The sequence below is a fragment of the Neptuniibacter sp. QD48_55 genome, from assembly GCF_047778115.1.
In the GTDB taxonomy this organism is placed as follows: Bacteria; Pseudomonadota; Gammaproteobacteria; order Pseudomonadales; family Balneatricaceae; genus Neptuniibacter.
This window is the reverse complement of the sequence record NZ_CP180555.1, coordinates 2,876,484-2,890,413: the sequence shown is the minus strand read 5'-3', so window position 1 is coordinate 2,890,413 and position 13,930 is coordinate 2,876,484. Positions and strand designations below refer to the sequence as shown.

Sequence of the window (13,930 nt, the reverse complement as noted above, 5' to 3'; positions counted from 1 at the left end):
GTGGCGAAGAATGAATTAATGCTTGTTTGTCGACAGGTGTTGATCTTATGAACAGCTAGCGGCACACTAGGGCAAAAGGAATTTAACAATTTAAGTGTTCAAAGGAATGAGCATGAAAGCCAGATCTGTCCAATCCGTTGTTGATTGTTTATCTTGCTGCGTAGCTAGGTTGCGCACGCCGTCGTTTTATCGGGAGGCGTGTTGAAATGCTAACGAGCCTCCACTTTCAAGATATCTTCGGTGTTATCGTTTTAACTGCGTTAGTGAGCTATCTCTTTTTTGATGGCTTCTTAAATCTGACGTGCAAAGGCTTTTACACCCGCTTATTCTTTCACGCCAATAACATCGCGCTGATGTCGTTATTAGTCACGTTGGGGTCTGCCGATCTATTCAGATTAGTTGTTACTGAACCGATGGCTGTTGTGGGGTTTTACCTACTTTTACTTTCTGTATTACCCATTTTTGTTGCTATTGTTTACGCCTTTACCTTAGAGCCGCCATCACTGCATCTACTTTATGATCGGTGCCGACAAGAGATTCAGTATCTCAACTGGGGCGTGAAGCTGGAGATGGTAATTATTTTGTCAGCGACGCTATGTTTGGCATCTGGTTTATCCCAGATAGCAACGCTTCGGGAATGGTTTGGCTATTTTAGCCCCGGGCATATGTTAGTCACTTACCTTGGGTTATTGGGGGTTTTTGCTTTTGTCGTGCAGGCCTTTTTCAATCAAGTGATGTTGATTGTTCGTTCTACCCTAGCGGTCAGTTTTTTCTATCCGGTTATCCACGTAATGTCTTTGTAGATGTCTTTTAAGTTGTAGCAAAGGATTAAAAAAGCCCTTTTTGAAGCAAACAAAAAGGGCTTTTTATGCTGATATGAATGCAGGATTTATGAAGGTTAAGCGCCGCTAGCCTCGAGTGCGATAACCGTCAGTTCCTCGATCATCTCGATCTCTTGTAACATTGGATAAAGTACCGTTTCTTCACAGATTTCACCGTGAAGATTAGGTGGCATAAAGAGATCTTTGGGGCGATGAAGCAGCATGACACACTGATTACCAAACAGGCTCATCTCTGTTCCTGCAACGTCCAGCTTATCACTAAACCTTTTGTAATTTTGTAAGAATTCTGGTGTCAGGATCTGCTTAGCATGCTCTTCATCTTCCGCATAAATATGAAAATCCTTACCAAAGGGGTTGTTGTCTATAGTGATACGCTGATCTTTATCCATAGGCTTCTGTTGGAAAAAGCTGAGTACCTTCCCCCAATTTGCTTGCAAGATCACACGAGAAGGGAAGGTGTGTGGCAGCGTCATATTCAGGATCACCCCTTTAAATTCGGTGCTCTTCCTTGTATTTCCTTTGGCATCAGTTTTCATTCGGTTTAACTGGCACTCCACCATTTCCACCGTGACAGCCCCAATCTCTGTTCGGAGATAATCCTCTTGAATCGTCAAATCTTCTTGATGGGGTGGCAGTATGCGGCTATCTCGGACTGAGTCCAGCGGGATAATCCCGTGACGCTCGTAATGAAATCCGTCGAGATGATCGAGGATTTTTGGAAGTAAATTTTCAGCAAAATGGTGATTAAAGTCTTGTTTGAATTTAGCTGCTTTAAACCCTGCAATTAGCAGCGGGATGATCGCTAAAAAGAGGCCACCACCAATAAATACCACAATAGAAATGACTGCACAGGCTAGGGACGCGATAAAACCTATTAGCAAACGACGGTCACAGGCTTTTTTGGCTTTTTCTCGCTCTCTAAGCAGCTCAGCCCATTCAGTAGCGCAGGCCAGCTTTAACGCATCGAACTGTTCTGGAGCAACATCAAACTTCAGTTGCGCAGGCTTTTTACGAAAAATTCGGTAGACGATAAAATCAACGATCGTATCGAGAAATGCGTCAGTTGCGGTATCGAGCCGTTTTTGACGGCCATTGGGTTGGTAAGAAGGTGCGTTCACACAAAGCCTACTGGATAGTTAAACAATTTTTAGAGGCTTGAGCATAACAACGCTGTTTGTGGATTTAAACTGACTATGTTTGTGGGGATATAACCTAGTCAGCTTAGTGCGGACTTCCTAATTATAAATTATGGACAAGCGTTGGTCCCTTGAGACTTTATTTCCATTCTTGCTTGTTTTATGACGCTGATACCTGAGCTGGTGGCTAATAGTCCCATGATGGCTGCTACTAACAGATCAGGCCAAGCCTGACCGCTGCCTAAAACGCCTACAGCAGCGATCATCACTGCAATATTACCAATGGCATCATTTCGACTACACAGCCAAACAGAGCGCATATCAGCATCGCCGCTGCGGAAGGTATAAAGCATGATGGCCACTGTTACATTCGCTATTAATGCAAGCAATCCGATCGCCCCCATAGTTACAGGCTCGGGTGTCTGACCATTAAAGGCATCCCACAGTACTTTGAGTAAAACGGCTATACCAAATAGGAGCATGGTTGACCCTTTGATCAGGGCTGCTCTGGATCGCCATAACATGCCCATAGAAAGAACGGACAGTGAGATGACATAGTTTGCGGAATCGCCTAGAAAATCGATCGCGTCAGCGAGTAGAGATGCTGAAGATGCATTCAAGCCAGCGATGATCTCGATAATAAACATACTGGCATTGATCAACAGGGCGATCCATAGGGCTTTTCGAAAGCGTCCATCTTCTAATGCACTTTTAGCGTGGTTAGCATTGCAGCAACTGCTGGCCATTGTTTTTTCCTCAAAACGACATCGTGTAAAAGAGTTCTAAGGTAATTAAAAAGCCTATAGCCACTACAGGGTCAAGGGCTTTAAATAATAGATACTTTAATGCCCGTGTAGACCGCTAATATGCGTGTCACTGTCTGGTTCGGTATGGGGTTTCTCGGAGGAGAGCCCTTCAAGAATTCCGCAGTGTTCGATATCGCTCTCAGTCTCACAACGTTGGCGTAAGCTGCGTAGATCTTGTTCTAAAGATGTGAGGGCTTGGATACGTTTAACAACGTGCTCAATATGGCTATCAACTAGATCGTTAATATCATGGCAGCTTTCAGACGGTTGGTCCTTTAGGGCCAGCAATGTACGTATTTCATGAAGGCTCATATCTAAACTACGGCAGTTACGGATAAACAGAATGCGACTTAGATGCTGCTCGTTGTAGATTCGATAATTACCTTCAGAACGATAGGGAGCTGGAATTAAGCCCTCTTTCTCCCAGTACCGAATGGTTTCTACCTGGCATTCTGTGCGTTTTGCTAATTGGCCGATTTTCATAAACATATCCTCAAACCCTGAAGTAATTGTAGGCTTGATAAGGTGGGTGGTGAAATGAATTATCTACATGTTAGGTATTAGTTATTTGCTGGCAGACGGAGTGGCGATGTTCTGTTGGGGTGGAATAGAGATAGCCTTGAATCAGGTCAACACCGGCCCAGCGCACAAAGTCTGATTGCAGCTGAGTTTCAACACCTTCAGCCACGATTATGCAGCCTTTAGAAGAGCACAGTTTAATGATTTGATGGTAAAAGCTGGCAGCCCAAAGATCTGTTGGTACATCATTAAGTAGTTTTAGATCGAGCTTGATAATGTCGAAAGGCGCTTGTAGTAGTCGCTGCAAATTAGAATAGCCCGCGCCAAAGTCATCCATGGCGATACTAAATTCGTGCTGTTTTAAAAAAGACACGCGACGGGATACGATCTCATCACTGATATCGTGCTCGCAAATTTCCAACACTAAGCGTTGTTTCTGTTTCTCATCAAGACCTAATAGTACGTCCTGCCACAGTTTTTGAAAGAGCTGGTCACTAGCGATCAGAGGCCCGGCAAGATTGATCCAAATGCTGGATTCATCTTCAAACTGTGTATCAAGCGTGTCTTTAATCTGCTGGCTGGTCATTCTCAATAGCAGCTCTGTATTTCGATATAGATAAGGGATCAGTTCTCGCATGGGGATTTTGGCCCCAGAATCTAAGAAGAACCCCCGGCACAGAACTTCTCTTCCGTAGCCATTATCTAACCCCGCAGTAAAAAGCTCCTGTGAATACCAAACAAGGTGAGCTTCGCGGCCACTATAGTTAAACAGCATAAGTCGCCTCATCAGTATCTAGGCAAGAATAGATAGAGTCTTCATCTTTTAAACGTTGGCTAATCTCCTGAAGGAAGCTCTGAATGTTCAGGTTATTTTCCATATTGATCAGACGGTTACCTTTGGTCAGCTTTAGATGATGAATATAGTCACTGGTGTTATGACATGTCTGTTGGAGTTTCTTGTAGCTCTGAGTCAGAGCAAGTTTTTGCTGGGCGCTTAGCTCGCTACCTTGCAGTGTCGGCACCAAAAAGCAGGTTTCTAGATCGAGATGAATAACAACGCCTTTGATCAACTTTTTCAGCGCTTTATCTAGTTGAAGTAAATGACAAAAATCGCGTGCGAGTAATCGTTGAATATTGGCGATTTCTTCTTCAAGTTGCTTGTGCTGTGTTAATAACACAGCACTCCACTGAGTATTGTTTTGCCCTTTGAGTAAGGCATTAGCGATGGATTGATTGGCACTAGCTAGGCGCATATTGATGTTCTCCTGCCAGAATTTTCCAGTTTGTAACCTGTACTGATTAAGTAGATGAATAACGATAATGGGCTACAACATTAAGATGTAAAAAAAATACATCTTATTTTGTTTTTTAAATCTATGTCAAATCTATTTTGATGTTTCGGCATGGAGGTGCTTCTAAGATCGATATAGTTAATGGGGGAATTTGGTGAATAGGCGGTTCCTTAACTATTCTGAATTGAGTCACCCCATTTGTATTAACTGTGGTTATGTCTGATAAAACGCCATCCATCGAAGCATTACAGAAGCGTATCCAAGAGTTAGAAGATGAGAACGAGATTCTCTCTGACTTTGCTGGGCTGTCTTCTGAGTGGTTTTGGGAGCAGGATGAATCGTTCAGGTTTGTGCGCTTTTGGGGGATGTTGACCGAGAAGCTACAGCGTAAGCAGAGCCTATTTATCGGTAAACGACGTTGGGAGATGCCTATTCAAGGGCTAACCGATGAAGAGTTACAAGCGCATATCAACTGCTACGAAAAGCATCTACCTTTTCGCGATTTTGAATATGAAGTACCAGGGAATGATGGGGTTGTTCAGCATTATTCGGTTAGTGGTAAGCCCGCTTATGACCGAGACGGTAACTTTACCGGCTATCGCGGTGTAGGACGTAACTTAACGCTTCTGCATACTGCCCAGCAGGCTGTGAAAGCCAGCCAGCAACAACTGTCTCAGATACTACAAGGTAGCCCTATTGCCACCTTTGTTATTGATAAAGAGCATAAGGTGACCCATTGGAATAAAGCTTGCGAGGCGCTGACTGGGGTACCTGCGAGTGAAGCAATTGGACGTGATGATAGTTGGCGTGGTTTCTATGCTGAATCAAGGCCTACTATGGCTGATCTTGTTGTGGATAATGCTCCGATTGAAAAAATACGAGAGTATTACGATTATCGCTTTGCTGTATCGAGTTTGATCAACGGCGCCTGTGAAGCTGAGGATCTTTTTCCCAACATCGGCCCTTCTGGGCATTGGCTCCACTTTAATGCCTCGCCGCTGCTGGATACTGACGGTAATACAGTAGGTGCTATCGAAACGCTTCAGGACATTACAGATCGTGTAAAAGCTGAACAAGCTGAAAAAGATCATCATCTCAAACTAAAAAGGGCTCACGAGGAGTTGCAATCAACACTGCAGCAGCTAGTTGAAGCTAAAAAGCTCGCTGGGCTTGGGCGTTTAGTTTCTGGTGTGGCGCATGAACTGAACTCTCCTTTAGGCAATATCCTCTTAGGATTAACGACAGCACAAAATAATTTGGATGAGTTACAACACTCTTTTGATAACAGCAGCCTGAGTCAGTCTCAACTCCGTACATATCTAGAAACCGCTGCTGAGTCGATCACTTTGATGGATCACAATCTCAATCGAAGTATTAACCTGATTAATCGCTTTAAAGAGCTTTCAAGCGATACCCAAACGCAGATTACTAGACGTTTATCTCTTCACAATATTACTGCGTGCGTTTTTGGAGCTTACCAATATCGATGTAATCAGCGGCAAATAGAATTGGCCAATAACGTTTCACAGGATCTTGTGATTTGTAGTAATGAAGAGGCACTCGAACAAATATTGGTTAGCCTTTTGGAAAACAGTTTAAATCATGCAAAGTTAGGTGAGGGTAGCCGAATTGCGCTTGATGTAACGAAAGGGAAATCAGGTGTTGAAATTGATTTTTCTGATAATGGTCAAGGTATAGATGAGAAGGTTAAAGAGCATGCTTTTGACCCATTTTTCTCATCTAAAATGGGACATGGTACGTCAGGGCTTGGCCTCTATAGAGTCTATAACCTCGTTTCGGTTGTCTTAGGTGGCAGCATCAGTTTGCACAATAATGAGCCGGGTTTACTCGTCAAATTGACCCTGCCTGACTTGTCCTGTGAGTGAATAATCTTGTGGGCCTGAGCGCTTTAATAAAGCGTCTATACTTAACTTTGTTACTCATCTAATAAGAACAAACTGAGCCTATGCGTAACTGTAACGTCTTCAGTGTGAACATGGATTTGGCGCAGATAAAAGCCGCTATATTGAGCTTCCTATTGATCGGGATTGTATCGCTCTATAGTTATCAAGTTGCTGCACAACCAGACTTGAAAGTTATTACCGAGGATTGGGCACCATACAATTACGAAGAAAAAGCTGAGTTGAAAGGGTTTTCAATCGAAATTGTCCAAGCGGTAATGGATGAGCTAGGTGAACAATATCCTATATCGATTTATCCAGGTGTCCGAGGCGACAGGATGTTGGAAACCTTACCTAATGTGATGTACTTCTCTTTGTTTCGGACGCCAGAAAGGGAAGATAAGTTTAAGTGGATCGGTCCTATATCCCAAGAGGCCATCTATTTTTATAAACGTAAAGATAATCCACAAACCTACCAAACAATTGATGACATAAAGCAAGCGAATAACATTACTGTTCCCTATAAAGGCTTAATTGCGAATAAAGTTGATGAACTCGGAATTACTAATGTAATGAAGTTGTCTTCAAGAGATCGCCAATTCAGCCTGTTGTTTTCAAACAGAGCGGAGCTTGCCGTTAATACCAGCCCCTTAGGCGTAGCCTACTACCTGAAACAGATTGATAAACCGGTGGACTCGTTGGTACCTACTGGCGTAAAACTACTCGAATTCCCGCTCTATATTGCTTGCTCTAAAGAGATCCCTGATAGTGTGATCCAACGGTGGCAGGCGGCTTTGGACAAAGTTAAAGCATCAGACAAATACGAAAAAATTTACAGCAAATACCTAATGTAAAAATTAATACTCTTCTTCTGAAAGGTTTTTCTCCCCTGCATGCCTACCTCTATCTTAAATAGCTAAACCTGATATATCGCCTAAATTGAATTAATCACCATTTTGCTTGTCCGAGCTAAGCGATTAGAGATTATGAATAGGGAGATAAATGATGGGAAAAATCACAGGTATGGTAGCGGGTACAGTTGCTCTTGGCGTTGCAATGAGTGCTTCAGTTCAAGCTGGAGATGGCATGGTCAATGTGAAAAGCCAGCACAGCGTGGTTCAAACGGCAGATAAATTAGAAACGGTTTTAAATGCTAAAGGCATGACGGTATTTGCCCGAATTGATCACAGCGCTGGCGCCGAAAAAATTGGTAAGGAACTACGAGATACGCAGTTGGTCCTTTTCGGAAATCCCAAAGTGGGTACGCCCTTGATGCACTGTGCACAAAGTGTCGCGATCGACCTGCCGCAAAAAGCACTGATCTGGGAAGATGCTGAAGGCTCTGTTTGGTTAAGTTATAACGATCCAGCTCACTTAGCTAAGCGCCACAATATTCAAGGGTGCGATGAAGTACTAAACAAAGTGTCAGGTGCTCTGGGTAAGTTTGCAAAGGCGGCTACGGAGTAGGAGAAAAGCGGGTAAAAACAGCTTAGATCGGCTGAATGCAGCAAATGGCGATCAGATATAAATCATTCTAGTCGTCATTCCAGTGAAGGGTGGAATCTAATGTTCTTTTTCAACCGCCTTTAAGCGGAACGGTTTCATTAGCATTTATCTGCTTTTGGCGGTGTTTCGCTGTTTATAGCTGGGTTCTACAGCCTTTATCTATTCCCTTGAAATTACTTTCTGTACCTACTAGTATGTTTGTTACTTAATTATTGAGTACACTAAGTTATGGCTGCTACACGTGAGTTATTGATCGATACCATGAAGCAACTGCTTTGGGAGCGGGGCTATGATGCCACCAGTCCTAATCAGGTGTTAGAGCGTAGTGGTGTGGGTAAAGGTAGCTTCTACCACCATTTTAAAGGCAAGAAGGATCTGGCGATTGCAGCAATGGAATCTCGAACGGATGACCTGATTGCTGAGTTTAATCAGATTATTGCGCAAACGGATGGGGATTGGTTCGCTCAAGTCAGTGCTTATTTGCGATTGCCACGGCATGCGTTAAAGGGTTGTCGTATGGGGCGGATCGTTCAAGATCCATCGGTTGAAGATGAACAGCTGTTAGCACCTTTGGAGCGTTATTTCTCCACAATGCAGAAACGCTTCACTGCTATTTATAGCGAGGCGCAATCATCCGGTGCATTGGTAAAGATCCATAAACCGGAAGCTTTGGCTAAGTTAACCCTTAGTGTCTTGCAGGGCGGCTTTGTTGTAGGGCGAGCGGTGCAGCAAGATGATACGGTGGGTGATGTCTGCGAGAGTTTCTTAGATATGTTGGCAACACTGAAAACGAACTAAAAATCGTTGAGAAACAGCCTGTTTAGTTACAGGCTTTTTTTGAAATATTGATTGTACCTACTGGTATGTATAGGATTTTTTAGAGGTATAGTTAAGGAGGTAATATGAAAGTTTATCTGAACCAGAACATTATACTGATGCTGCTATTTATAGCGGTGTATGGCTCTGGATTTGTTGGGGCAAAGCTTGGCTTAGGTTATAGCGAACCGTTTACCTTTTTAGCTGTACGTTTTGCGATTGCAGGTGGCTTGCTTGCATTGGGGGCGGTATTGCTCAGTGCACCTTGGCCGAAAAATCCTGGTTGGATTTTGGTAACTGGAATCTTAATGCAGGGGCTATTTTCGGTAGGCGTATTTTACGCACTTTACTTGGGAATGAAGCCTGCCGTTTGTGCCTTGATTATTGCGTTGCAGCCATTGTTAGTCACAGTGCTGGCTGGACCATATTTGAAAGAGCAGGTCACGGGGTGGCGCTGGCTTGGTTTGCTGATCGGTATTAGCGGTGTGGCGGTTGTAGTCGCTGATGGGCTAGCTGTTGAAGGGATTAGCTGGACGACGCTAGTCTGGGCTCTGCTTGGACTATTGGGTTTATCGCTAGGGCAGTTAGTTCAGAAAAAGCACTGTGCCGATATGCACTTAATCAGCGGTGGAACATTACAGTTATTAGGTACGGTCCCCGTGATGCTGTTGTTAGCTTTTCAATTTGAAACGATGCAGATGCAGTGGCATTTAGATCTTGTCTTGGCGATTTTCTGGATGGCTGTAGGCGTATCCTTAGGGGCGGTGAGCTTGCTCTATATCTTGATTAATCGAAACAGTGCGTCTCAAGTTGCCAGCGTGTTTTATGGTATACCCGTAGCTGCGGCGCTAATCGCATGGCCTTTATTTGAACAAGTCCCAACCCCAGCTGACTGGGGCGGATTTGCAGTAGTAGTAATCGGTATATTAGTCGCCAATATCAGGTCGAAAGAGGCTATTACTCATGAAAACGTTGCGAATGAAACGCGCAGCAATGTTCCTCATAAGCTTCCGCTAGAAGCTCAATAAAGGCACTGATCTTGCGGGGTACATAGCGAATATTGGGGTAGATCGCGTAAATGCCGACATCGCGGTAAACCCATTCCTGTAATACTGGGACAAGTTCGCCGCGGGCAACCTCGTCACGTACAAGGAAGACTGGCATAAAAGCAATCCCAGTACCGGCAATTGCGGATTCTCTTAAGGTAACGAGAGAGCTAGCCTGAAAGCGGCCATTTACTTTTATGCGATCGGGCTGACCTTTCACCGTGATTGGCCAGTCATGAGGGCCGGTTTCTTGATACTTAAACTGCAGGCAGTTGTGCTCATCCAGATCGGTCACCTTTTTAGGCGTGCCGTGTTTTTTTAAATACTCTGGCGAAGCATAAGCGTACCAACGGGATTGCACCAAAAGACGGGCACGAAGGGTCGAATCGGATAAAGTACCGGTACGAATCGCGAGGTCAAAACCGTTTGATATCAGATCTTGAAAGCTATCCTTAATCACCATCTCCACCTTCATCTCTGGATAGCGTTTTAGATACTCATCGACGACGGCAGGAAGGAAGAACTGACCCGAGATCATCGGTGCAGCAATACGTAAAAGGCCTTGAGGCTGCTCAGCGTGTTGAGACACTGCTTGCTCGGCTAGCGCTACACCACTCTCTAACTGCTGACAGTGATGATAGAACTCTTCACCCGCTTCTGTAAGGTTCAGCTTTCGGGTGGTGCGGATCAGCAACTGCACGCCTAAATGCTTCTCCAGTCGCGAAATATGTTTGCTCACAACAGAGCTTGCAACGCCCCTTTGTTCCGCTACAGCTCGGAAAGATTTGAGTTTCACCACTTGGGCGAACAGCAGCATATCATCCAGATTATTCATATCGGTTTTATTATGTAATGTTTGGAATCAATTAAATTCGATTGTGCACGCTAATTTAATTATAGCGTTTGAGCTAACCTATCTCAAAACCATAATAACTAGGGAACCTACGAATAAGTCCTATACGACTCAGGCTTAAAGAGCAATTGAAGCACGAGGCAATGATTACAGGCATGCTGGTTGCCTGTCGAAAATCATTAACAAAGTGATTCGGTTGCTCTGTAAGCCCCGTAGGGTGGGCTCTAAAACGACCATCTACTTTGTCAGTCAGCTTGAAAAGGTCCAGACATTTCGCTGCACTGACTTTCGCGTATCTGGTCGTTTTATAGCTCACTGAGAAAGTATGAGACTTATCAGTAGGTTCCCATAAGCTCAACTGACAGGATCGCATCATGCAGGAACAGGATAAATACCAAGAATTTATTGCTGAAGCCGCTAAGTTTATTCCGGAAAAGCGGATTATTACTGATTACCTTCGTACCCTTGCTTACGGTACAGATGCAAGCTTCTATCGCTTGCTACCGAAGGTGATTGTGCAAGTGGCGGAAGAGTCCGAAGTGATCCGTCTGATGGCTTTAGCAACAAAACTGAACTTGCCGATTACGTTCCGTGCTTCTGGCACCAGCCTGTCAGGTCAGTCCATTACCAATTCGATCATGCTTTCCTTAACACCGGATTGGAAAGATTATGAGATTCTTGAGTCAGGTAAAAAGATCCGCATGCAGTGTGGTGTGCTGGGAGGCGATGCCAACCGTTATTTAGCACCTCTAGAACGCCAACTTGCGCCAATGCCAGCGTCGATCGATGCGGCTACTGTGGGTGGTATCGCTATTAACAATGCGGCGGGCATGAACTCTATGGACACATACGGTGTTATGGATTCAGCTCGCTTTGTTCTGTTAGACGGCACTGTACTGGATACAGGCTCAGAAGAGAGTCGTGAAGCGTTCCGCGTGAGTCATGCAGGCATGATTGCCGACGTAGAAGCGCTATCGAAAAAGCTGCGCAGTAACACCGCGTTAAGCAAACGTATCTTGCGTAAATACGAAGTTAAAAACACCACCGGTTATGGTTTACGTTCTTTAATCGAGTGGGATGATCCAATCGATATCATTGGGCGTTTGATGATCGGGTCTGAAGGCACGCTAGGCTTTATCTCCGAGATCACTCACAACACGATTCGTAAATACCCGCTAAAAGCCTCTGCATTTTTGGTCTTCCCTGATATCCGTACAGCAAGTATTGCGGTTACGCGTTTTAAGCTAAATAAAACGCCGGTATCTGCGGCAGAGATGATCGACTATTTTGCGCTTAAAGCGGTACAGCACATGGATGGTGTACCAAGTTATATCCAAGGTGTACCCGAAGGTGCGACAGCGATCTTGGTTCAAGCTGAAGCCGATGAGCAAGAGGTTCTAGAAAGCCATATCGCGACGATTCTTGCTGAGATCGACGATCTGGAATTGGTTGTACCAGCCAGCTTTACCGATAAACCATCGGAATATCAGGCGTACTGGAATGTGCGTAAAGGGATCTTTCCTGCGGTGGGTGCGACGCGTCCGAAAGGTACGACAGCCCTGATCGAAGATGTTGCTTTCCCAATCGAAACGCTAGCGGATGCGCTGGTGGATCTTCAGCAGTTGATGCAGAAGTTTGGTTACGATGACGGTGTTATCTACGGTCATGCTTTAGATGGCAACCTGCACTTTATCTTCTCTCAAGGCTTTAGCAGTAAAGAAGAGGTCGATCGTTACGAGCGCTTTATCGATGAAGTCTGCGATGTCGTTGTTAACAAATACGATGGCTCTCTAAAAGCGGAACATGGCACCGGTCGTAATATGGCACCTTTCGTACAGAAGGAGTGGGGTGATGAAGCCTACAGCGCCATGCTGGAGATCAAGCGTATCTTTGATCCACAGGGCATCCTAAACCCAGATGTTATGATCACGCAAAATCCAAAACTGCACATCAGTAACCTGAAGCCGATGAAGGCTGTTAGCGATATTGTCGATCAGTGTATCGAATGTGGTTTCTGTGAGCGTATGTGCCCATCGAAAAATCTAACCCTCAGCCCGCGCCAGCGTATTATCGGCAAGCGCGAACTGGCTTTGTTAGAGGGTGAAAACCAGCAAGCTTTCGCTGATGAATATGACTATATGGCAGTGGATACCTGTGCGGGCTGTGGCTTGTGCTCAACGGTTTGCCCTGTAGGCATCAATACCGGTGATTTGGTTCGACAACTTCGTCACGAGCGTCACGCCAGTCGAGAAGGTATGTCTGAATGGATCGCTAATAACTTTGGTACGGTTACCAAAGCGGCGAAAACCGCCTTTGGTGTAGCTGATATGAGTCACGGCTTGCTGGGTAGTAAAGCAATGGGGGCGGTAACGCGTACCGCGCGTAAACTATCTGGCAATAAGATTGGTTACTGGAGTCCAGAGATGCCGACACCGGCACCTAAACTGGAGACTGAAAAGCGCCAACCAGCTCAGCCAACCAATACCTCAGGAAACAAACTAAAAGTGGTTTACCTACCAAGCTGTGCTAGCCGTACTATGGGCCCAGCGCGTGGCGCAGAAGAGCAAACTTCGCTGGTGGACAAAACGGAAGCGCTGTTACGCAAAGCAGGCTTTGAGGTTATCTATCCACAAAACCTGAAAGAGCAATGCTGCGGTATGCCGTTTAAGAGTAAAGGCATGTTTAACCAGGCCGAAGCTAAAGCTGCTGAAACAGTCGATATGCTGCTAGAAGCGAGTAATGGCGGAGAGATTCCTGTCTACTGTGACACTAGTCCATGTACGATGCAGCTAAAAGAGAATCTAGATTCTCGTATCAAGTTGTATGAGCCGGTCGACTTTATTCACACCTTTATGATGGACAAGCTGGACTTCCAGCCTGTGGATGACAAAGTTGCTCTGCACATCACCTGTTCGGCACGTCGCCTAGGTCTGGATCAAAAAATCGTCGAAGTGATGAATGCCTGCAGTACCAATGTCGTGGTTCCAGATCAGATCACCTGCTGTGGTTTTGCCGGTGACAAAGGCTTCACTACCCCTGAACTAAATGAATCAGCACTACACACTCTCGCTGACCAAGTTGAAGGCTGCAGCAGCGGCTACTCAACCAGCCGTACCTGCGAAATCGGTCTAAGTCACCATTCAGGCATCGACTACCAGTCCATTGTCTATCTGGTAGATCAGTGTACTGAGAGGAAGGTTTAGGAGCAGAACG

The 13,930-nt window shown here is 45.0% G+C and carries 13 protein-coding genes; 7 read left to right on the top strand and 6 right to left on the bottom strand.

Translation table 11 applies throughout. The features are described 5' to 3' along the window. The first annotated feature begins 206 nt into the window (after window positions 1-206). Window positions 207-803: a hypothetical protein gene (locus tag ACMXYW_RS13440; protein ID WP_415904379.1), complete on the top strand. Its 597-nt coding sequence runs from the start codon at window positions 207-209 to the stop codon at window positions 801-803. Window positions 804-898: 95 nt separating this feature from the next. Here ACMXYW_RS13440 and ACMXYW_RS13435 read toward each other — a convergent pair whose 3' ends face one another. The 5 genes from ACMXYW_RS13435 to ACMXYW_RS13415 form a co-directional block, all read right to left on the bottom strand. Continuing rightward, entirely contained in the window at window positions 899-1,960 is a 1,062-nt protein-coding gene (locus ACMXYW_RS13435) for a DUF3137 domain-containing protein (protein ID WP_415904378.1), read from the bottom strand. Between the two features lie 128 nt (window positions 1,961-2,088). Beyond that, window positions 2,089-2,724 (bottom strand): cation transporter, encoded by a 636-nt coding sequence (locus ACMXYW_RS13430; RefSeq protein ID WP_415904377.1) that lies wholly within the window; start codon window positions 2,722-2,724, stop codon window positions 2,089-2,091. A 96-nt stretch (window positions 2,725-2,820) separates the two neighbouring features. Further along, entirely contained in the window at window positions 2,821-3,267 is a 447-nt protein-coding gene (cadR, locus tag ACMXYW_RS13425) for a Cd(II)/Pb(II)-responsive transcriptional regulator (RefSeq protein WP_415904376.1), read from the bottom strand. A 70-nt stretch (window positions 3,268-3,337) separates the two neighbouring features. Further along, window positions 3,338-4,078, bottom strand: a complete 741-nt coding sequence (locus ACMXYW_RS13420) for an EAL domain-containing protein (RefSeq protein WP_415904375.1) — start codon at window positions 4,076-4,078, stop codon at window positions 3,338-3,340. Next, window positions 4,068-4,556, bottom strand: coding sequence for a hypothetical protein (locus tag ACMXYW_RS13415; protein WP_415904374.1), 489 nt, complete (start codon window positions 4,554-4,556; stop codon window positions 4,068-4,070). Before ACMXYW_RS13415 ends, ACMXYW_RS13420 begins: the two co-directional genes overlap by 11 nt. Window positions 4,557-4,810: 254 nt before the next feature. Here ACMXYW_RS13415 and ACMXYW_RS13410 point away from each other — a divergent pair, with 254 nt between their 5' ends. The 5 genes from ACMXYW_RS13410 to ACMXYW_RS13390 all read left to right on the top strand — a co-directional run bounded on the left by ACMXYW_RS13410 (window position 4,811) and on the right by ACMXYW_RS13390 (window position 9,846). Next, window positions 4,811-6,481, top strand: a complete 1,671-nt coding sequence (locus ACMXYW_RS13410) for a PAS domain S-box protein (RefSeq protein ID WP_415904373.1) — start codon at window positions 4,811-4,813, stop codon at window positions 6,479-6,481. 80 nt (window positions 6,482-6,561) lie between these two features. Next, window positions 6,562-7,350: a substrate-binding periplasmic protein gene (locus ACMXYW_RS13405; protein ID WP_415904372.1), complete on the top strand. Its 789-nt coding sequence runs from the start codon at window positions 6,562-6,564 to the stop codon at window positions 7,348-7,350. 148 nt (window positions 7,351-7,498) lie between these two features. Beyond that, window positions 7,499-7,963, top strand: a complete 465-nt coding sequence (locus ACMXYW_RS13400; protein ID WP_415904371.1) for a DUF302 domain-containing protein — start codon at window positions 7,499-7,501, stop codon at window positions 7,961-7,963. A gap of 267 nt (window positions 7,964-8,230) precedes the next feature. After that, window positions 8,231-8,800: a TetR/AcrR family transcriptional regulator gene (locus ACMXYW_RS13395; RefSeq protein WP_415904370.1), complete on the top strand. Its 570-nt coding sequence runs from the start codon at window positions 8,231-8,233 to the stop codon at window positions 8,798-8,800. Window positions 8,801-8,904: 104 nt separating this feature from the next. Beyond that, entirely contained in the window at window positions 8,905-9,846 is a 942-nt protein-coding gene (locus ACMXYW_RS13390) for a DMT family transporter (RefSeq protein ID WP_415904369.1), read from the top strand. On the opposite strand, the gene ACMXYW_RS13385 is transcribed toward ACMXYW_RS13390, so the two are convergent. Beyond that, the gene (locus ACMXYW_RS13385) at window positions 9,776-10,699 is read right to left on the bottom strand and encodes a LysR family transcriptional regulator (protein ID WP_415904368.1); all 924 of its coding nucleotides are present in this window, start codon (window positions 10,697-10,699) and stop codon (window positions 9,776-9,778) included. The two genes, ACMXYW_RS13390 and ACMXYW_RS13385, sit on opposite strands and share 71 nt — an antisense overlap. Before the next feature lie 392 nt (window positions 10,700-11,091). Between ACMXYW_RS13385 and ACMXYW_RS13380 the strand changes: the two genes are divergently transcribed. Beyond that, entirely contained in the window at window positions 11,092-13,920 is a 2,829-nt protein-coding gene (locus ACMXYW_RS13380; RefSeq protein WP_415904367.1) for an FAD-binding and (Fe-S)-binding domain-containing protein, read from the top strand. The last annotated feature ends 10 nt before the right edge of the window (window positions 13,921-13,930 follow it).

Bases quoted from the DNA above. Each gene is read 5' to 3' on its own strand.
- ACMXYW_RS13420 (WP_415904375.1), bottom strand. From the start codon at position 4,078: ATGCTGTTTAACTATAGTGGCCGCGAAGCTCACCTTGTTTGGTATTCA.
- ACMXYW_RS13405 (WP_415904372.1), top strand. From the start codon at position 6,562: ATGCGTAACTGTAACGTCTTCAGTGTGAACATGGATTTGGCGCAGATA.
- ACMXYW_RS13400 (WP_415904371.1), top strand. From the start codon at position 7,499: ATGATGGGAAAAATCACAGGTATGGTAGCGGGTACAGTTGCTCTTGGC.
- ACMXYW_RS13415 (WP_415904374.1), bottom strand. From the start codon at position 4,556: ATGCGCCTAGCTAGTGCCAATCAATCCATCGCTAATGCCTTACTCAAA.
- ACMXYW_RS13430 (WP_415904377.1), bottom strand. From the start codon at position 2,724: ATGGCCAGCAGTTGCTGCAATGCTAACCACGCTAAAAGTGCATTAGAA.
- ACMXYW_RS13440 (WP_415904379.1), top strand. From the start codon at position 207: ATGCTAACGAGCCTCCACTTTCAAGATATCTTCGGTGTTATCGTTTTA.
- cadR (WP_415904376.1), bottom strand. From the start codon at position 3,267: ATGAAAATCGGCCAATTAGCAAAACGCACAGAATGCCAGGTAGAAACC.
- ACMXYW_RS13390 (WP_415904369.1), top strand. From the start codon at position 8,905: ATGAAAGTTTATCTGAACCAGAACATTATACTGATGCTGCTATTTATA.
- ACMXYW_RS13385 (WP_415904368.1), bottom strand. From the start codon at position 10,699: ATGAATAATCTGGATGATATGCTGCTGTTCGCCCAAGTGGTGAAACTC.
- ACMXYW_RS13395 (WP_415904370.1), top strand. From the start codon at position 8,231: ATGGCTGCTACACGTGAGTTATTGATCGATACCATGAAGCAACTGCTT.
- ACMXYW_RS13410 (WP_415904373.1), top strand. From the start codon at position 4,811: ATGTCTGATAAAACGCCATCCATCGAAGCATTACAGAAGCGTATCCAA.
- ACMXYW_RS13380 (WP_415904367.1), top strand. From the start codon at position 11,092: ATGCAGGAACAGGATAAATACCAAGAATTTATTGCTGAAGCCGCTAAG.